The organism is Dickeya lacustris (genome assembly GCF_029635795.1).
Classification (GTDB): Bacteria; Pseudomonadota; Gammaproteobacteria; order Enterobacterales; family Enterobacteriaceae; genus Dickeya; species Dickeya lacustris.
In genome coordinates this window covers 3,455,480-3,474,785 of record NZ_CP114280.1, presented here as the reverse complement: position 1 = coordinate 3,474,785, position 19,306 = coordinate 3,455,480, and the positions used below count along the sequence as shown (strand labels likewise).

14 protein-coding genes are annotated in these 19,306 nt (G+C 54.2%); 4 read left to right on the top strand and 10 right to left on the bottom strand.

Going from position 1 to position 19,306, the window contains the following annotated elements; translation table 11 throughout:
- The 4 genes from cysG to cysJ form a co-directional block, all read right to left on the bottom strand.
- Entirely contained in the window at positions 1-1,422 is a 1,422-nt protein-coding gene (cysG, locus tag O1Q98_RS15655) for a siroheme synthase CysG (RefSeq protein ID WP_125260477.1), read from the bottom strand.
- 271 nt (positions 1,423-1,693) lie between these two features.
- Positions 1,694-2,428 (bottom strand): phosphoadenylyl-sulfate reductase, encoded by a 735-nt coding sequence (locus O1Q98_RS15650; protein ID WP_125260478.1) that lies wholly within the window; start codon positions 2,426-2,428, stop codon positions 1,694-1,696.
- A gap of 28 nt (positions 2,429-2,456) precedes the next feature.
- On the bottom strand, positions 2,457-4,172 hold the full coding sequence (cysI, locus tag O1Q98_RS15645) for an assimilatory sulfite reductase (NADPH) hemoprotein subunit (RefSeq protein WP_125260479.1): 1,716 nt from the start codon (positions 4,170-4,172) through the stop codon (positions 2,457-2,459).
- Complete coding sequence (gene cysJ, locus O1Q98_RS15640) at positions 4,172-5,998, bottom strand: NADPH-dependent assimilatory sulfite reductase flavoprotein subunit (protein WP_125260480.1); 1,827 nt, start codon at positions 5,996-5,998, stop codon at positions 4,172-4,174. The genes cysI and cysJ overlap by 1 nt, the downstream gene beginning before the upstream one ends.
- A gap of 291 nt (positions 5,999-6,289) precedes the next feature.
- Here cysJ and O1Q98_RS15635 point away from each other — a divergent pair, with 291 nt between their 5' ends.
- Positions 6,290-7,966, top strand: coding sequence for a hypothetical protein (locus tag O1Q98_RS15635; protein WP_125260481.1), 1,677 nt, complete (start codon positions 6,290-6,292; stop codon positions 7,964-7,966).
- 137 nt (positions 7,967-8,103) lie between these two features.
- Here O1Q98_RS15635 and O1Q98_RS15630 read toward each other — a convergent pair whose 3' ends face one another.
- Entirely contained in the window at positions 8,104-9,390 is a 1,287-nt protein-coding gene (locus tag O1Q98_RS15630; protein ID WP_164513036.1) for an ABC transporter substrate-binding protein, read from the bottom strand.
- A gap of 557 nt (positions 9,391-9,947) precedes the next feature.
- Between O1Q98_RS15630 and O1Q98_RS15625 the strand changes: the two genes are divergently transcribed.
- On the top strand, positions 9,948-11,279 hold the full coding sequence (locus O1Q98_RS15625) for a glycoside hydrolase family 28 protein (protein ID WP_125260483.1): 1,332 nt from the start codon (positions 9,948-9,950) through the stop codon (positions 11,277-11,279).
- 116 nt (positions 11,280-11,395) lie between these two features.
- Positions 11,396-11,758, top strand: a complete 363-nt coding sequence (gene queD / locus O1Q98_RS15620) for a 6-carboxytetrahydropterin synthase QueD (protein WP_125260484.1) — start codon at positions 11,396-11,398, stop codon at positions 11,756-11,758.
- Positions 11,759-11,946: 188 nt separating this feature from the next.
- Here queD and queE read toward each other — a convergent pair whose 3' ends face one another.
- The 3 genes from queE to O1Q98_RS15605 form a co-directional block, all read right to left on the bottom strand.
- Positions 11,947-12,618 carry a 7-carboxy-7-deazaguanine synthase QueE gene (queE, locus tag O1Q98_RS15615; protein WP_125260485.1) on the bottom strand — a complete coding sequence of 224 codons (672 nt, stop codon included), beginning with the start codon at positions 12,616-12,618 and terminating at the stop codon, positions 11,947-11,949.
- Between the two features lie 220 nt (positions 12,619-12,838).
- A complete protein-coding gene (bglB, locus tag O1Q98_RS15610) occupies positions 12,839-13,978 on the bottom strand; it encodes a beta-galactosidase BglB (protein ID WP_125260486.1) in 1,140 nt (379 codons plus the stop codon).
- A gap of 76 nt (positions 13,979-14,054) precedes the next feature.
- Positions 14,055-15,629, bottom strand: coding sequence for an MFS transporter (locus O1Q98_RS15605; protein WP_125260487.1), 1,575 nt, complete (start codon positions 15,627-15,629; stop codon positions 14,055-14,057).
- Positions 15,630-15,990: 361 nt separating this feature from the next.
- Here O1Q98_RS15605 and O1Q98_RS15600 point away from each other — a divergent pair, with 361 nt between their 5' ends.
- Positions 15,991-16,146: a hypothetical protein gene (locus O1Q98_RS15600; protein ID WP_164513027.1), complete on the top strand. Its 156-nt coding sequence runs from the start codon at positions 15,991-15,993 to the stop codon at positions 16,144-16,146.
- Here the strand turns inward: O1Q98_RS15600 and eno are convergent.
- Both eno and pyrG read right to left on the bottom strand, forming a co-directional pair.
- Positions 16,143-17,441 carry a phosphopyruvate hydratase gene (gene eno, locus O1Q98_RS15595; protein WP_125260488.1) on the bottom strand — a complete coding sequence of 433 codons (1,299 nt, stop codon included), beginning with the start codon at positions 17,439-17,441 and terminating at the stop codon, positions 16,143-16,145. The genes O1Q98_RS15600 and eno overlap by 4 nt on opposite strands.
- Before the next feature lie 98 nt (positions 17,442-17,539).
- Positions 17,540-19,177, bottom strand: a complete 1,638-nt coding sequence (gene pyrG, locus O1Q98_RS15590) for a glutamine hydrolyzing CTP synthase (RefSeq protein WP_125260489.1) — start codon at positions 19,175-19,177, stop codon at positions 17,540-17,542.
- Between the last annotated feature and the right edge of the window lie 129 nt (positions 19,178-19,306).

The window sequence follows — 19,306 nt, the reverse complement described above, 5'->3', positions numbered from 1 at the left end:
TTAAGCCAGATTTACCACGGCCGGACGCCCGTCAGTCGGCGTCATCCGCGCTTGTTCGCCAAACCAGGCAAGATGCTGGTGTAAATTCACGACTTCGCCAATAACCAGCAAGGCTGGCGAGGGCGCCTGTTGTGCCAATTGTTCGAGCTCGGCTAGCGCCCCTGTCAGCACGGATTGATCCTGGCGCGTGCCGCGTCCTATCACCGCAACCGGAGTCTCGGGCGCACGCCCATGTGCAATCAATTGCTGGCTGATGTGTGCCGCCTTGACTGACCCCATATAAATCGCCAGCGTCTGGCGGCCACGCGCCAGCGTTGACCAATCCAGCTCATCGCCCTGCGCCCGGCAATGCCCGGTAATAAACGTGACGCTCTGGGCATAGTCGCGGTGAGTCAGCGGGATACCGGCATACGCCGTGGCACCGGCGGCGGCGGTAATGCCCGGCACCACCTGAAAAGAAATGCCGGCCTGCGCCAGTTGTTGTAACTCCTCACCGCCCCTGCCAAACATAAATGGGTCGCCGCCTTTCAGACGCACCACTTTTTTTCCTTCCTGCGCCAGTTTCACTAACAACGCGTTGATTTCGTCTTGCGGTAAGAGATGCGCGCTGGCGCGTTTACCAACGCAGATTCGCTCGGCATCACGGCGCACCAGCTCCAGCACCTCATCGCTGACCAGATGGTCATACAGCACCACATCAGCCTGCTGGATAACCTGTAAACCGCGCAGCGTCAGCAAGCCTGCATCACCGGGCCCGGCACCGACCAGCGCCACTTCCCCTTGTGCGATATCAGGCTGTGCCAATTGCGCGGCCAGCTCCTGTTCAGCCTGCGTCAGTTGCCCTGCGGCAACCAGACTGGCAAAACGCCCGCCAAAAGCGCGCTCCCAGAAGCGGCGACGTTCCGTAACCGATGCGAGCCGCTGTTTAATGCGACCACGCCAACGCCCGGCAATCTCAGCCATGGTGCCCAAACGTGCCGGTAGCAGGGCTTCGAGCTTTTCACGCAACAGACGCGCTAATACCGGAGCCTGACCACCGGATGACACCGCCACAACCAGCGGAGAGCGGTCGATAAGCGAGGGAAAAATAAAAGAGCACAGCGGCTGATCGTCCACCACATTCACCAGCCGCTGGCGGCGGTTTGCCTCGGTAAAAACCCGCGCATTTAGCGCAGCGTCATCCGTTGCGGCAATCACCAGAAAAACATCATCCAGCAGTTCTGGGGTAAATTCGTGCGCCACCCACTCAAGCGCCTGCGCCTGATGCTGGGCGGCCAGCGCTTCACTCAGCGTATGCGCGGCCACGCGCACGCTGGCACCGGCTCGTTGCAACAGTGCTATCTTGCGGCTTGCCACCTCACCGCCGCCAACCACCAACACCGTGCGCTGCCGGAGATCGGCAAATATAGGGAGATAGTTCACAGATGCCTTTACTAAGTGAATAAATTGATAAGCGACTATAAAACGTGAACAGAAGGGTTATGAAATGCCGAATTGGTATGATTAGTTCCGTAATGGAATAACAAACTCTTCGTTAAAGAATAAAAACGTTTAATAGCCGTGCGTTCCTTTCTTCTAAGGCGATAAAATTTCTAAGGCGATAAAAAAGCGGCCGCCTGTCACACAACAGGAAGCCGCCATCATACGAGGCGAACCGCCGGGATGCCAGCAATGCCGGTGCCAGCGCTAAGGCTTATTCTTCATGCAAGCCGCATTCGCGCTTCAGGCCAAAAAAGCGGGTCTCTTCTTCGCTCATGCCCGGCTCCCATTTACGGGTGGTGTGCGTATCGCCAACGGACAAATAGCCCTGCTCCCATAGCGGGTGATAGCTCAGGCCATTGGCTTTCAAATACTGGTATACAGTCCGGTTATCCCAGTCGATGATCGGCAGAAATTTAAACACGCCGCGCTGAAGCGACAAGACCGGTAAATGCTCACGACTATCAGACTGCTCACGGCGCAGACCGGCAAACCAGGTGCCTGCGCCCAGCTCGTCCAGCGCCCGGTTCATCGGCTCGACTTTATTGAGCTGATTGTACTGCTCAATCCCTTCCAGGCCCTGCTCCCACAGTTTGCCGTAACGCGCTTCCTGCCAGGCAGGCGACAGCGCGCTGCGGTATACCTGCAAATTAAGCGACAGCTGTTCGGTTAACTGGTCGATGAATTGATAGGTTTGCGCAAACAGATACCCGGTATCCGTCAGCACCACCGGAATAGCCGGATACTGCCGCGTGACCAGATGTAGACACACGGCGGCCTGAATACCAAAACTGGAGGACAACACAAACTCGCCCGGCAGATTCTCCAGCGCCCAGGCGACTCGCGCTTGCGCACTTAGCGCTTCCAATTGAGCATTGACCTCTGCCAACGCAGCGCCCTGCTCCGGTTTAGATAAGGCGCGTAGCGCCTCCAGATTCAGCATGGACATCAGGCTCTCCTGTTAACCATAAAATCAATTAGTCATAAAAATCAATCGCCGGATCAAGCACCGGTTTGATAATGCCGGTACGAACGGTGAAGTCACCGAAGCCTTCATCCTGCTGGCGTTCTGCCGCCCAACGCGCCACCAGATTATCTATCTCGGCGATAATCTCTTTTTCGGTAATATTTTCCCGATACATACGGGGAATGCGTGTTCCCTCACGATTACCGCCCAAATGCAGGTTGTAACGCCCGATAGCCTTACCAACCAGGCCGATTTCCGCCAGCATCGCGCGGCCACAACCATTGGGACAACCGGTGACACGCAACACAATATGCTCATGCCCAACGCCATGCTTTTGCATCACGCCTTCGACCTGAGTGACAAACTCCGGCAGAAAACGCTCGGCTTCTGCCATCGCCAGCGGGCAGGTCGGCAGCGACACGCACGCCATTGAGTTATGGCGCTGCTCGGTCACGCTGTCATCTATCAGGCCATGCTGACGCGCCAGCGCGTCGATTTTGGCTTTATCCCGGCTTGAAACCCCGGCCACAATCAGGTTCTGATTCGCGGTCAGCCGGAAATCACCTTTGTGGATTTTGGCAATTTCCGCCATCCCGGTTTTTAACGGTTTCCCCGGATAATCCAGCAGGCGGCCATTTTCAATAAACAGCGTCAGGTGCCATTTGTTGTCCACCCCTTTCACCCAGCCGATACGATCGCCGCGACTGGTAAAAACATAAGGGCGCACCGACTCAAAGGCGATACCGGCACGGTTTTCCACTTCCTGCTTAAAGCGCTCAACGCCAACCCGCTCCAGCGTATATTTGGTTTTGGCGTTTTTACGGTTGGTGCGATTGCCCCAGTCGCGCTGTGTGGTGACAACCGCTTCGGCCACCGCCAGCGTATGTGACAACGGCACAAACCCAAGCTCACTGGCGGTACGTGGATAAGTTGTCTTATCACCGTGGGCGATAGACAGACCGCCGCCGACCAGTACGTTAAAGCCAACCAGTTGTCCCGCTTCGGCGATAGCGACGAAATTCAGATCGTTGGCATGCAAATCGACATCATTCTGCGGCGGAATCACTACCGTCGTTTTGAATTTACGCGGCAGGTAAGTCGGCCCGAGGATCGGCTCTTCATCCGTGGTCGCCACCTTCTCTTTATCCAGCCATACCTCGGCATAAGCACGGGTACGCGGCAGCAAGTGTTCGGAGATTTTCTTCGCCCACTCATACGCCTGCTGATGTAACACGGATTCGACCGGGTTTGAGGTACACAACACGTTGCGGTTAACGTCATTGGCGGTCGCCAGCGCATCCAGCCCTACCTCGTGCAGCAACTGATGAGCCGATTTCAAATCCGATTTCAAAATGCCGTGGAACTGAAACGTCTGCCGATTGGTGATACGAATGCTGCCATAAAGCGTTTTCTCCTCGGCAAACTTGTCAATAGCCAGCCATTGCTGTGGCGTCATCACCCCACCGGGCAAACGACAGCGCAGCATCATGGCGTGGCGCGGCTCCAGTTTTTGTTCCGCGCGTTCGGCACGAATGTCGCGGTCATCCTGCTGGTACATGCCGTGAAAGCGGATTAGCAGAAAGTTGTCGCCATTAAAACCGCCGGTCAAACCGTCGCTTAAATCTTCCGTAATCGTACCGCGCAGATAGTTGCTCTCAAGCTTCAGGCGTTCAGCATCAGCAAGCTTGCCTTCAACCACCAGCGGGCCAGAATATCTTTCGCTCATTAGTACACATCTCTCTGATAACGCCGCTCAAGACGCAGCTCGCTTAAAAACTCATCGGCCTGTTCGCCATCCATGCCGCCATATTGCGACACCACATCGATCAACGCTTTTTCGACATCTTTCGCCATACGGTTGGCATCGCCGCAGACATAAATGTGTGCGCCTTCCTGAAGCCAGCGCCAGACTTCCGCACCGTTTTCGCGGATTTTGTCTTGCACGTAGACTTTGTGCACCTGATCGCGTGACCAGGCGAGATCGATTTTGGTCAGCAGGCCATCTTTGACGTAACGCTGCCACTCCACCTGATAGAGAAAATCTTCGGTAAAATGCGGGTTGCCGAAAAACAGCCAGTTTTTCCCTTCTGCGCTCTGCGCTTCACGCTGCTGCATGAAGGCGCGGAAAGGCGCAATGCCGGTGCCGGGGCCAATCATGATGACCGGTGTCTGCGGGTTGGCAGGCAGGCGGAAATTATCGTTATGTTCAATGAACACCCGCACAGCGCCCTCTTCTTGCAGCCTGTCGGCCAGATAGCCGGATGCGCCGCCGCTACGGGCGCGGCCATCATAGTCATAACGCACCACGCCCACCGTAATGTGTACTTCGCTACCCACATCATCTTGTGACGACGCAATCGAGTACAGGCGAGGTGTGAGCGGGCGCAGCAGGCCAAGTAGCTGTTCCGGCGTTAACTCCACCGGCGCTTCACGCACCATATCAACCAGCGGGGTGCGCTGGGCGTATTGCAACAGCGCCGTTTTGTCGGCCAGCAGCGCCAGCAGCGGTTCATGACGAGACAAACCGGCATACTGTTCCACAATCGGGGCGGTGTTTTGCGTCAGCTCAAAACGGTGCGCTAACGCCTGAGCCAGCGGCAGCGACTCACCGGCTACCGTTACCGGCTCATCGCCTTTCAACCACAGCAGCGACAGCAGTTCCTGCACTAATGCCGGATCATTTTCATACCAGACGCCGAGCGCATCGCCCGGCTGATACTGCAAACCGGAGTCGCCCAGGTCGATTTCGATATGACGAACATCTTTCTCGGAATCACGACCGGTAATTTTCTGATTGGTCAATAACGACGCGGTATAGGGCGCATCTTTATGGTACGACGACGAGGCGGCGGCATTCGCCTGAACACCCGCCGTAGAAGGCACTACCGCCGTGCGCTGGCTGGTCACTCGCGCTGCCAATGCCGCCACCACCTCGCTACGCCATTGTTCGGCCAGCGGCTGGAAGTTGACATCAGCATCGACGCGCGCCAACAGGCGTTGTGCGCCTAACTCAGCCAGACGGCTGTCAAAGTCCTTACCGGCTTTGCTAAAGAATTCATAAGACGTATCGCCCAGGCCAAATACAGCGAAGGACACCCCTGCCAGCGATGGCGCTTTCTTTGAGAACAGGAATTTGTGTAACGCTACCGCCTCTTCCGGCGGCTCGCCTTCGCCCTGCGTCGAGGTGACAATCAACAGCAGCTTTTCCTGCGCTATCTGTTTGAATTTGTAGTCACCGGCATTCACCAGCGTCACCGACAAACCGGCTGCCTGTAAATCATCACGCACCTGCTCGGCCACGCGGCGGGCATTGCCGGTCTGCGAGGCGCTAATCAGGGTAATCGACGGCGGCGGGATGACCTCGGCGGCAGGCGACAGCTCCGCTGCGACAGGTGGCGCAACCGCAAGAGGCTGCTGCTGAATTACCCCCCAAAAATAGCCGGACAACCAGGCAAGTTGCGTCGGTGAAAGATCACCGGTCGCGGCCTGAAGACGCGAAAGTTGCTCCGCGCTCAACGGAAGCAGCGGAGTCGGAGAAACCGAAGTTGTCATTATGGTGTCTATATCCTTGTACTGGTCGCGGGCGCTAATGCCGGTTGCGTGCAATAGCCAAATTTATGAAATAAAAAGTCAGATGAGACATAAGGTACTCATCCTCATCTTAACAATTAAAGACATGATGGAAATATTTAATAACCAAAACGACTAAATGGTTTTTTTGATAATACTTATTGCTTTAAGTGTTATTGATCACAAGTTAGCGGGACAGCGGCGGTTAATACTGCCATCCCGATTTCATGCAACGTTATACTCGCCGTTCGATCATCAACAGAGTGGACCGGTATGTGGCAACATCGTGCCCTGGAGCTAAACACACGGGATATCTGGCACTGGCCGCAGATTCGCGTACTGGTGGATTATGCGCGCAGTCACGGGTTCGACACCCTGGTGCTGGGGCAGGCGGATCTGCTGGATATTCTGGTGACGCCACCGGCTTACCAGACCACCCATTTTGACGACCTCATCAGTAACCAAAAGCGCTCACGCTGCATCTATCTCAATCGTGTGGCGACGTATTGCCGTGAATGCGGCATCACGCTGTATTTACAATGCAAAGCCCTCTCTTTTCCCACTGATTTATTGCTGGCCCACCCACATTTGCTGGACGATGCCCAAGAGCGCCATATCGACATCCCTTTCTGGCGAGATTATCTCGCCGCGAAAGTTGAACAGTTGATGCAGCATATTCCTCGTCTTGGCGGTTTGATGTTGGCTATCTCCAACAGTGACAGCCTGGTGCGCTTCGCCCCCTCGCCTGACGAGACGTGTTTTGGCAAAGAGCCGGTCAAAACGCCGGATAGCACCCCCATCTATCGCGAGTTATTTGCCGCTATCGCACGGGTGATGCAGGCTCATCAGCGGCAATTGGTGCTGCGGGTTTTTCCTGCCAACCACCACGATATTCCCTATGTCCTTGATGCGATTCGCTCGCTCCCTGCCTCGGTCGCCGCTGCCATTAAAATAACCCCCGAGCGTTTCTGGCCTGAGTTTCCGAACAATCCGGCGCTGCTGGAGCTCACCGACCGGGACATCTGGGTGGAGCTGGATTTGGCGGGCGAAGAAGTGGGCTGGGGGAATTTGCCCTTCTTGCGTTATACCGAAGTACAAGGGCGCTTACTGTGGTGCCAGGAGAAAAACCCCCGCATCGTGAATGCGCTTTGTCGCCTGAGCTGGGACGGTGTGGATAATCACACGGTGCTGGGTTCACTGAGCGAATTCACGCTGTTCGCCAGTAGCCGATTACTGAATGCCCGCACGCCGCCCGACACCGAGCAGGTGTTATTTCGCCAATGGCTCACCGAGCGCTGGCAGTGGCAGGCCGATGAATGGGTATGCAAGGACATGCGCGCCCAATTAGAGCAGGCGCAACAGGCGCTCTCACTGTCACTCTACGCACGCCAGCACGTGTTTCACCGCCACAGCCTGCTACCGGCCAGTTACGCTCAGGCCGTCTGGAGCCTCTACGGGCAACTTAACCGTAACCACTGGCTGCCGGGCTCCGGGCGTGACCTCACCTTTTCACGCGATAACATCGAGCTTTCCTCCCACAATCTCTATCAATTGGTGCGAGAAAAGGACTCCGCCTTGCAACTGGCCGAACAGAGCCAACAGGCTGCCAACCAGTTCGTGCGCGATCACTCGCTACCAGAACCATTACGTCAGCGCTGGCAACAAGAGTGGCGAGGGTTAACGCTCTACTGCCGCACATTTGTCCATGCGCAAAAGGCGTTTTTTACCCTGCATTACTGCCAGCAGGTAGAAAACAACTGGACTCTTCGGGAAATTGCCAAAACCAATATTCAGGCATTACAAGGGATCGCACAGGAAATGGATGATTTCTGCCTGCAACACCGCGATTATCCATTCGGCATCCACGTGATGTTTGATGCAGAGCGCGTGCGCAGCTTTGCCAGCAGCCTGCAACAACAGTTAACGCAGTTAAGCCAGCCCGCCGCGTAGTTTAGCGATATTTGTATAGCAGAAGGCCACACCGTTATGGCGTGGCCTTCTCTTCTTCATCTCGCACTCTTATCTCACACGCTACACCCGCCTGCCGCCAGTGACGGAATCAACGGCATCAGCAGGCTTGTTCGCGATTAGCGAATGACGCGTTTCAGGATACGGTTGCCCATGTCACTAAAGCCTTTGGCTGACATTTCTACCGTTCTATTGCCGTAGTCCAACTGTTCAATGGTTTGCAGCATCAGGCTTGAGAGCTGCGGGTCTTCAATATAGGTGGAGACCGGCGTTTGCATTGGGTATTGCAGCGCCAGCATCAGGCCTTTTACCGACAGGTCTTTCTCATCGAGTTTCTGATTATCCTGCAATGCCTGACGAGCAACGCGACTCAACGGTACGCCACGCTCTGTTCCCATCAGCAGGCTGCCTTGCGCGTCATTCATCAAGAAGTTGAGTAACATGGCCGCTTCTTTCGGGTGTTTGCTGTTTTTGCTGATGGCAATCAGCATTGACGGCTTGAAGAACTGCCCAGGGTTGTCTGAACCGGGGGTCATAATATAAGGCCCTAATTCCAGTTTGGCGGGCGGAGCCAGCGGGTCTGCGTATTTTTTCACAATGGAAGCCCACAGCATCGCGCCACCGTACTCGCCGTTTATCCACGGGCGAGTTTCAAACACGCCTGACTTACCGAAGGCGTTGTAATACTTGGCTGACGGCATGACATGTTCATCCACCAGTCGTTTGTAGAATCGGAACGCCTCCAGCCATTGTTCATCGGTGTAATTAAAGCTCTTGGTTTGCTCGTTAATCATGCCCACTTTAAATTTCTGGGTCATGTAAGTATTGATAAGCTCCAGCACCCCTTCGCCGTTATCCTGTGCCGGTGAAGCCAGAGGGAAATAGTTGTCCCCCAGTTTTTCTTTAAATACCTTGCCGGCCTGAAATAACTCATCCCAGGTTTTGGGGTACGCTATCCCGGCTTTTTTCCAGGTATCGACGTTGTAGTACATCACCAGGCCATTGAGCGAAGCCGAAATCGCATTCACTTTGCCATTCACGGTTGTCAGCGCGTCTATCGGGAAATCCTGTAATTTCAGCGCTTCTTTTTGATTATTCAGATCATAGAAGCCCGTCCCCTCACGGGAGAAAATAGGGATCCAGTTCCAGTTTAACTGCATGACATCCGGCTCTTCGCCACTGGCCATTTGGGTCGTCAGGCGCGAAAGATAGCCTTCCCAACCGGTATATTCCGCTTTAACTGTTATCTCTGGGTATTTTTTCTGAAATGCATCAATTGCTGCAAGTGTCGCCTGATGACGACTATTTCCGCCCCACCAGGACATCCGTAGCGTCACCTGTTCTGCGGCCTGAACCTGGCTTACCAGTGTCGCAGCCAATAACACGCCTCCAACCAGTCCTTTCATCATTCCCCGATCCTCTTAATGTTGTTATTTCAGGTTTATTTCCAGCGGAAAATCATTAAGCAGGTATGAATACATTCAGATAAATCAGACTTTCCGCCATGACAAAATAGACTGATTGCATTTCGCTTCACCAGAGTAACCATACCGCAGGTTGCGCATTATGCGGCGCAGGCTAGAAAAATAGCGTTACGTAGCCAAGAGATGCTCCGTTTTATTGCGCTCCCGGTCGCACGCTGGCCATTCTGCTACGTTTGACTCACACCCGACGGCGACCGCACAGCCAATCACGTGATAGCCATCACATTTATTCAGCCTAACGTCGCCGTCACACGCTGAATCGGCATCAAGACGCCGCCGATGCATCCATAAACATGATGATTATCACAGTTAGAAATTTCCCTTATTCAATGGATGCGAGCTACCTCACATTGCATTCTGGCCCGACACTCAGGCTGTGAAGAGGCTCTAACCCCGCGCGTTTTTCCAGGCGTCATGGCTGCCTGCGGCAAAAAAGCGTGCTGAAATAGCACCATATTGAACTGACGGGTTCATTCATCATGCAATGTACTATTCGATCCTACGGCCCCACGGCAGATGGCATCACGCCGGATACGGCTATCTTTCAACACGCGATTGATGAAATTGCGGCACAAGGCGGCGGTACTCTGGTCGTAGAGGCGGGGCGCTACCTGCTGGGCGGCTTAATGCTGCCTTCCAATTTTTGTCTGCAACTGGATGCCGGTGCCGAACTGATTGCCAGTGCGAACTATCACGACTTCGCGCAGGCCACCACCCTCAGCCAGGCTGAACTGTCCGATAGGGCTTTTCTGTACGCCCGTGGGCAGCGCAATATTACGCTGTGCGGTACGGGGAAAATTATCGGCAATGCCAATGCCTATTTTTGTGCCGAGCCGGATGCACAGGGATATCGACTGCCTGCACAGCATCGTCCGCGCATCATTGTTCTGGAGGGCTGCGAACAGCTTTGCCTGCAAGACATCACCCTTGAACACGCGCCGATGTGGACGGTGCATCTGGTCAGTTGCCGACACGTCAATATCGAGCGTCTGACGGTAGACAACGACATGACGATGGCCAACACCGATGGCCTGAATATCGACAGCTGTCAGGATGTACGCATATCCCACTGCCACCTGAGTGCCGCCGATGATGCCCTTTGCATCAAAACCACAGCGAAACCGGCCACCATACAATACCCGGTACAACGCATCACCATTAGCCACTGCACATTGCGCTCACGCAGTTGTGCGCTAAAAATCGGCACGGAAACGTTTGCCGATATCGAGGACGTACAGGTCAGCCACTGTACTGTTTATGATTCGAATCGGGCTATCGGGCTCCTGTCGCGCGATGGCGGCGTGTTTCGCCGTTTGCGCTTTAGCGATATTACCTTTGAGTGCGTTGCCGCACCGCCTTGTCACTGGGGAAAAGCCGACCCGGTATGTATATCGGTTCGCCACCGCGACCCGGCAATAACGCCGGGCGTGATTGACGATGTGCAGTTTATCCGCCTCAGCGGTATCAGTGAGGGGGCCATCAATCTGCACAGTACGCCTGCCGGTTACGTGCGCCATGTGCATTTTGATCAACTGACCCTCGAACAGCGCGACAGCGGTTCACCGGAACAAGGCGTTTATGATATTCGCCCGCCCTGCAATCCGCAGCGCCCAACCGGGATGGGGCTGGACAATGCTTATCTGGTGAACCCTGAGACTGGCCGTGCTTACGGTGTGGAAACTTATCCCGATGGGCTACCCGCCTTATTTGCACAAGGCGTCAGCGGGTTGACGCTGCACAACATCACCATACGACGCCCGCAACCGCTTCCTGCGGGCTGGAACCCTGAGGCGATTATCGAGCGCGGCTGATGGTTATCGCGCGCAGCGCAACCGGATTAGCCACACAGTGCGGTGTCAGGAAACGTGCGTCATAGTGCAGTTTCCGGTAGTATGCGACGGTTTTTGAATCATACGAGAGCATCACCATGTCAACCACACTGTTTAAAGACTTCCAGTTTGAAGCCGCGCATCGTCTGCCGCATGTACCGGCCGGTCATAAGTGTGGCCGTTTGCACGGCCACTCTTTCACGGTGCGCCTGGAAATTACGGGTGAGGTCGATCCGCATACAGGCTGGGTGATGGATTTCGCCGAACTGAAAGCCAGATTCAAACCCATCTGGGAACAGTTAGATCACTACTACCTTAACGACATTCCCGGGCTGGAAAACCCGACCAGCGAAGTGCTGGCCCACTGGATTTGGCAGCAGTTGAAACCCACCTTGCCGCTATTAAGCGCAGTGACGGTGAAAGAAACCTGTACGGCGGGCTGTGTCTACCGGGGAGAATAAGCGCGCCAGCCCGGTCTCGTGTTTATGCTCCCATTAGCCAGCCCCCGGCCCTTCGCCCGCTGCGCTATCACCTGTGAACCGCCTCTGCCACAACGCCCGTAGCCAAACCAACCTCCCGGCTGCGGCAGGCAACTGTCATGGATAACAACATCAGGCATGAGGTTAGGCGATGAAGTTAGGCGATAAGGTTAGGCGATATTGAGGTATTTGTGTGTTTGCATCGACAAACGCCAATTGCGAGCAATACAGGTTTCGATGCAGAGCCGGGTCGCCTCTTCTTTTTGGCTTATCGGCTGTAGTGCCACCACCCGCGTTTTATCATCCGTCAGGCGCGCTAATAGCGCGTCCAGCGCCTCAATATCCCGCTCACGCGCTACCGGATGTTTGATTTCATCAGCGCGTTGCAAGGCTTGATCCAGCACCGACAGGCCGCCGCGCATATTGACCTTGGGCGACACCGTCACCCAGCAATCAGCGGCACAGCGCACCTCATGTGTGCCACTGGTCTCAATTTGGGTGCTGAACCCCTGAGCGGCCAACGCCTGTGTCAACGGCGTCAAATCATACAAGCAGGGTTCACCGCCTGTTATCACCACATGTCTGGCCCGATAACCTTGTTGCGCTATCTGCTGTAGCAGCGCGTCCACATCAGAGGCGCTCCAGGCATCGCTTTCCCCGCGTTTTGCCAGCACCTCATCCAGCGAGACCTGCCGCGCCGGGAGTTTATCCCAGGTATGTTTGGTGTCGCACCAGCTACATCCCACCGGGCAGCCTTGCAGACGGATAAACACTGCGGGCACGCCGGTGAAAAAACCTTCACCTTGCAGGGTCTGGAACATTTCGTTTATCGGGTAAAGCATCGTGTTTACGGATTCCTTCGAACTAAACCGCCATTATCGCCGATAGCCCATGCCGTGCCAAACGGTCATCCGGTTTTCTCTTTCGCACAAGATGTCTGGCCTGATGAGAAGCCTTCAACACAAGGAATGAGGGGGGTGAAAAAACGCGAAGCGGGGGCCTGTTACATAGTAAATCGGGCCCGCAAAGGCCCGATTTACCACTCAGACACAGGATTGAGTATTACAGATACACGCGCAAATATTCAGACAAACATAAAATGGCCATGGCCTGGCCGTATGGCATCGAGGTCAGCGGGATCTGGCGATAGTAATCCAGATCTTTGCCCATCGCCGTACCAAAGGACACATTCAACAATTCCCCCTGATCGTTGATGTTGGCGATGACGCCACGCATCGCTTTTTCTGCCACATCCGCATAACGGCGATCGATATAACGTTTACGAACGGCTTTCAAAATACCGTAAGCAAAACCGGCGGTGGCTGAACTTTCCAGATAAGAGTTCGGGTCATCCAGCAGCGTATGCCATAAGCCGCTGTCATCCTGATATTTCGCCAACGCTTCTACCTGACTTTCCAGCACCTGAATCAGGAAACGGCGGGTCGCGTTCTGTTCAGGTAAATCTAACAGCTCGATAAACTCAGGGATCACAATCGTCAGCCAGCTGTTGCCACGCGCCCAACGCGCCTGAGCAAAGCTGTGGTTGCCATCAAATGTCCAGCCGTGGAACCATAACCCGCTTTGACGATCCATCAGGTACTGCACATGCAGCAGGAACTGGTAAGTGGCTTCTTCAACGAATTCCGGGCGGTTTAGCAGTTTGCCGATTTTCGCCAGCGGCAACACGCTCATCATCAGGGTATCGTCCCACAGTTGATCGGTGTTTTCGCTGTTATAAACAATATGCTGCAACCCGTTTTTATGGGTACGCGGCATGTCATACATCACCCACTCAGCCCAGCGTTCCAGATACGGCACCCAGCGGCTGTCGCCGGTTTCTTCATAACGGTAGGCAAGCGTCAGGAACGGACAAACCGTATTGACGTTTTTCGTCGGCGTCCCTTCGGCAAGGCGGGCGGTAAACCAGTCATCAATGATGGCGCGCATTTGCTCATCACCCGTCTGACGGTAGTACTGATAGATACCGTAAAGGCCGATGCCATGCGTCCATTCCCAGCCAGCCCAGCCTTTCGTATCGATGACCCTTCCATCATCCAGTCGCAGCAGAAACTCGCCGGTTTTATCCTCGATATTGACAAGATTGTCAGTCACCCGGCAGATCAAGGCTTTCAGTTCATCACGGGAGATGAAGTATTCGGGCTGACGCAGCAGCGCGCTATGTTTTACAGGAAAAATGGTCATAACAGATATCCGGTTTCAGTTTTATTACACATCAATCAGTGGCATCGCAAACGCCATGACAACCAGCCAGCACGGTTTAATGCACGCCGTGGTGAGGCGTAGTACCGTGTACCGCTTTAGGCGGCGCTTTGTGGCGATTAAGGTAGCCGATATTATTGTTCCCCCACAGTGACTCGTAAGGCATACCCGCCAGCATCTCCACCGTGGCACGCGCTTGCGGCGTAATTTTCTCTGGCACGATACGGCCCGCCTCACGCATTTTCGCCGTTTCCTGACGCAGCACCTCATGGGTTTGCAGGTTCAGTTTAAAGCGCAGAGACACCAGGAAACCTAACGTCAGCACGCAGACCGTCCCCAAACACAACACCGTCAGGATGGTATGGCTTACCCCAGGGGCCTGCACACTCTGACCCGAAACAAAGCCCGATAATTGCAGCACCACGCCAACCAACATCACCGCGCCAGCCTGAGACGCTTTACGCGTCAGTGTCATGATGCCAGCGAAAATCCCTTCGCGACGCTGGGCGGTTATCACCTCATCCACATCAGCGATATAGGTATAGGTGTTCCAGGGAACATAGTTGATACCACCACGTCCCAGTCCCGCCAGGCCAGAGACCAACAGCATCAGCGAGAACACCGAATGCATGCCGCTGTAGTAGAGGAAGCCATAAGAGAGTGCGCTAACACCAAACAGGCACACCACCATACGGTAAGAAGGAGCCGGGCCAAATTTGATACACAGCGGAATCATCGCAATCACAGCAATAAACTGGAGTATTGCCATGGTACCCATCAGGTTAGAAGCAACCGTCGGGCTCTGCATCAACACAAATACGACGTAGTAAGTAAAGACGGCGTTAAACACATCCTGTGCGATATAACCGCCCAGATACATTCCCAGGTGTTGGCGAAAAATACGAATGCGTAATGTAGACAGCAGTTCCACATTCAGGCGTTTGAGGCTCTGCCCCAGCGTCAGTGACTGACGTTCTTTTTCAGCCCGTAAAGAGGCTTCAGACATCTGATCACGTGGCCGTTCCCAGGTAAAGAGATAGACAAATGTCAGCACACAGGCACAAATTACCGAGAACACCAGGCTTGCATAGAAGAACGATACCGCATTATCTTTGCCGAAATGCCCCAACAGAATACCGGGTAAGAAGGCCGCCAGAATCGCTGATAACTGCGCCAGCGCGATACGAGCACCCGAGAACTTGGTTTTCTGTTTAAAATCATCCGTCATTTCCGGCACCAGCGTTTCATACGGCACCAGTACCATGGTGTAGATGACATCAAAAATCAGATACGTCACCAGATAGTACCAGTAGCTCATATGGCCAACCCACATCAGGCTGTAGCTGAACACACAGGGAATGCCGAGCAGAATAAAGAATTTACGACGCCCGAAACGTTTTCCGAGCCAGGTCGAGCCGAAGTTATCGGTCAAGAAGCCCATCAATGGGCTGACTACCGCATCCAGAACCCTGGCCATCGCAAAAATAAAGGTCGCCTCGATAGGCGTCAGACCGCAAAACGTGGTGTAGAAATACAGTAACCAGCCAGCGGTGAGCGCCGTGGTCCCCGCGCCAAGAAAATCGCCAGAACCGTAGGCCAGATAGTTAGCCAGCCCAATCTTACGTGTTTTCATCGCCATCCTTCCTCGTGATTGTATTTATGAAGGTGTTGCGGCGGACAAAAAAAATCGCTGCCGCCGTAGCGTTAAGGTAACGGGGCGGCAAGGTAAAAACCTTTGCGCGTTTGCCACCCCATCGTCGCTACTGGCATCTGCGGGAAGAACCAACCGATCGGCTTCAAATTTCTGCCCGAAAGTCATTTTCAGGGTCAAAATGCCATTTTGAATCAGTAGAACCCGTAGTCCGAAGTTACTGTAACGACAGGAAAAGCAGAGCGCATGCGGGAAGAGAAGAATTTGGGAGCAGGCTCATTATTTGTCGGCATATCACCGTGTTAAGGGCGGTGGAGAGCGGAACAATGAGCGTAAGAAGTTGATGAATCACAGCCTCATGAGCCGCGAGTCGAGAGGGCACACCCTCACCGCGCGCGTGCGCACCGGTTATTTGACAAAAAAAATCCAGAAGCGTTTTCGCTTCTGGATGGCAGAGGTGATTTCCGGCGAGTTAACTCGCCGGATGGCAGGCGATTAAGCCTGGCCTTTCACTTCTTTCAGGCCGTTGAACGGTGCAGCGTCGCCCAGCGCTTCTTCGATACGAATCAGCTGGTTGTACTTAGCAACACGATCAGAACGGCTCATAGAACCGGTTTTGATCTGGCCTGCAGCAGTACCTACCGCCAGGTCAGCGATGGTCGCATCTTCGGTTTCGCCAGAACGGTGAGAGATAACGGCAGTGTAGCCCGCATCTTTCGCCATTTTGATAGCTGCCAGCGTTTCGGTCAGAGAACCGATCTGGTTGAATTTGATAAGGATAGAGTTGGCGATGCCTTTCTCGATACCTTCTTTCAGGATCTTGGTGTTGGTTACGAACAGGTCGTCGCCCACCAGCTGAATTTTGTCGCCCAGCACTTTGGTCTGGTAAGCGAAGCCCGCCCAGTCAGACTCATCCAGACCGTCTTCGATGGAAACGATCGGGTACTGTTTGGTCAGCTCTTCCAGGAAGTGAGTGAATTCTTCAGAGGTGAACGCTTTGTTGCCTTCGCCAGCCAGAACGTATTTACCGTCTTTGTAGAATTCAGATGCCGCACAGTCCATCGCCAGGGTGATGTCTTTGCCCAGCACGTAACCGGCTGCTTTTACCGCTTCAGCGATAACAGCCAGCGCTTCGGCGTTGGAACCCAGGTTCGGTGCATAGCCGCCTTCGTCGCCCACAGCGGTGTTCATGCCTTTGGATTTCAGCACTTTCGCCAGGTTGTGGAAGACTTCAGAACCCATACGGATAGCTTCTTTGATGCTTGAAGCGCCAACCGGCTGAATCATGAATTCCTGGATATCGACGTTGTTGTCGGCGTGCTCACCACCATTGATGATGTTCATCATCGGCAGCGGCATGGAGTATTTGCCCGGGGTGCCGTTCAGTTCAGCGATGTGCGCATACAGCGGCAGGCCTTTAGAGGCAGCGGCAGCTTTAGCGGCAGCCAGAGAAACCGCCAGAATGGCGTTAGCACCAAAGTTGGATTTGTTCTCAGTACCGTCCAGATCGATCATGATCTTGTCGATAGCAGCCTGATCTTTCGCGTCTTTACCCAGGATAGCCTGAGCGATCGGGCCATTTACCGCGCCAACCGCTTTGGTGACGCCTTTGCCCAGAAAACGGGATTTATCGCCGTCACGCAGTTCCAGCGCTTCACGAGAACCGGTAGATGCGCCTGACGGTGCCGCAGCCAGACCAACGAAACCACCTTCCAAATGCACTTCCGCTTCAACAGTCGGGTTTCCGCGAGAGTCGATGATTTCACGGCCAATGACTTTAACGATTTTGGACATCAGATTTTCCTCTAGTCACAAGTTTAACTAAAACCTCAGACAGCATCGCACGCTCAAAAGACCGTGCGCCGCTGCAAAACTCCTGTACCAGCAAAACCTTACTTCACCTGACTCTTCTGGTATGCACCGGCGGCTTTGACAAAGCCGGCAAACAGCGGGTGCCCGTCACGCGGTGTGGAGGTAAATTCCGGGTGGAACTGACACGCCACAAACCATGGATGCTCAGGGAGCTCAATAATTTCTACCAGTTTGCGATCGGCAGACAGCCCTGCTACACGTAACCCTGCCGCTTCAATTTGTTTCAACAACATGTTGTTGACTTCATAGCGATGACGATGACGTTCAATGATCGTCGGCTCGCCGTACATCTGGCGTACCAGGCTGCCTTCGGTCAGATGGCACTGCTGACCACCAACGCGCATAGTACCGCCGAGATCGCCATCTTCGCTGCGCACTTCCAGGTTGCCATCGGCATCGCGCCATTCGGTAATCAACGCCACGACCGGGTATTTACACTCCGGCATAAATTCGGTGGAGTTGGCGCCTTCCATACCCGCTACATTACGGGCGAACTCCATCAGTGCAACCTGCATCCCCAGACAAATGCCCAGATAAGGGATTTTGTTCTCGCGGGCATAGCGGACGGCCATGATTTTGCCTTCGACACCGCGATAGCCAAAACCGCCAGGCACCAGAATCGCATCCAGCCCTTTGAGCATATCGACGCCACGGGTTTCCACATCCTGCGAATCAATCAGCTTGATGTTCACCGTTAACCGGTTTTTCAGCCCACCGTGTTTGAGCGCCTCGATAACCGATTTGTAGGCATCCGGCAATTCGACGTACTTGCCCACCATACCGATGGTGACTTCACCACCCGGATTGGCTTCTTCGTAAACCACCTGTTCCCATTCTGACAGATCGGCCGGCGCACAGTTCAAGCTGAATCGTTTACAAATATAATCGTCCAGACCCTGAGATTTCAATAGCGCTGGGATTTTATAAATGGAATCAATATCCTTCAGCGAGATGACCGCTTTTTCCGGCACATTACAGAAGAGTGCAATTTTTGCACGCTCGTTAGCCGGTACGGTGCGATCGGAACGGCAGATCAACACATCAGGCTGAATACCAATCGACAGCAGCTCTTTTACCGAGTGCTGAGTCGGTTTGGTTTTCACTTCACCCGCCGCTGCCATATACGGCACCAGCGTCAGGTGCATAAACAGAGTATGTTCACGGCCGACTTCAACCGCCATCTGGCGAATCGCTTCAAGGAACGGCAGAGATTCAATATCGCCGACCGTACCGCCGATTTCTACCAGCACCACATCGTGGCCTTCACCGCCCTCGATGATGCGCTCTTTAATCGCGTTGGTGATATGCGGGATGACCTGAATGGTCGCGCCCAGATAGTCGCCACGGCGCTCTTTACGCAGAACGTCAGAATAAATGCGTCCGGTGGTGAAGTTATTGCGGCGCGTCATCTTTGTGCGAATAAAACGCTCATAGTGACCCAGGTCAAGATCGGTTTCAGCCCCATCTTCGGTGACAAACACTTCGCCGTGCTGTGTCGGGCTCATCGTGCCCGGATCCACATTGATATACGGGTCCAGTTTCATGATGGTCACGTTGAGGCCACGGGCTTCAAGAATAGCCGCGAGGGAGGCTGCGGCAATGCCTTTACCCAGAGAGGATACGACCCCGCCGGTCACAAAAATATAATTAGTTGTCATGCTGAACCTGAGTGTTTAGGTTTAAGGACGATGGAAAGACCAAGACGGGAAAGTAGTATACCCGAACCTGTGAGACGCCACAAATGATCGTTTTCAACGCTGTGGCATAGACTGGCTCCGGCTGGCACG

Excerpts from the sequence above, each read along its gene's own strand:
- queD (WP_125260484.1), top strand. The coding sequence starts at position 11,396 with ATGTCAACCACACTGTTTAAAGACTTCCAGTTTGAAGCCGCGCATCGT.
- eno (WP_125260488.1), bottom strand. The coding sequence starts at position 17,441 with ATGTCCAAAATCGTTAAAGTCATTGGCCGTGAAATCATCGACTCTCGC.
- O1Q98_RS15650 (WP_125260478.1), bottom strand. The coding sequence starts at position 2,428 with ATGTCCATGCTGAATCTGGAGGCGCTACGCGCCTTATCTAAACCGGAG.
- O1Q98_RS15605 (WP_125260487.1), bottom strand. The coding sequence starts at position 15,629 with ATGAAAACACGTAAGATTGGGCTGGCTAACTATCTGGCCTACGGTTCT.
- O1Q98_RS15635 (WP_125260481.1), top strand. The coding sequence starts at position 6,290 with ATGTGGCAACATCGTGCCCTGGAGCTAAACACACGGGATATCTGGCAC.
- O1Q98_RS15600 (WP_164513027.1), top strand. The coding sequence starts at position 15,991 with ATGAATCACAGCCTCATGAGCCGCGAGTCGAGAGGGCACACCCTCACC.
- bglB (WP_125260486.1), bottom strand. The coding sequence starts at position 13,978 with ATGACCATTTTTCCTGTAAAACATAGCGCGCTGCTGCGTCAGCCCGAA.
- O1Q98_RS15630 (WP_164513036.1), bottom strand. The coding sequence starts at position 9,390 with ATGAAAGGACTGGTTGGAGGCGTGTTATTGGCTGCGACACTGGTAAGC.
- cysJ (WP_125260480.1), bottom strand. The coding sequence starts at position 5,998 with ATGACAACTTCGGTTTCTCCGACTCCGCTGCTTCCGTTGAGCGCGGAG.
- cysI (WP_125260479.1), bottom strand. The coding sequence starts at position 4,172 with ATGAGCGAAAGATATTCTGGCCCGCTGGTGGTTGAAGGCAAGCTTGCT.
- O1Q98_RS15625 (WP_125260483.1), top strand. The coding sequence starts at position 9,948 with ATGCAATGTACTATTCGATCCTACGGCCCCACGGCAGATGGCATCACG.
- queE (WP_125260485.1), bottom strand. The coding sequence starts at position 12,618 with ATGCTTTACCCGATAAACGAAATGTTCCAGACCCTGCAAGGTGAAGGT.
- pyrG (WP_125260489.1), bottom strand. The coding sequence starts at position 19,177 with ATGACAACTAATTATATTTTTGTGACCGGCGGGGTCGTATCCTCTCTG.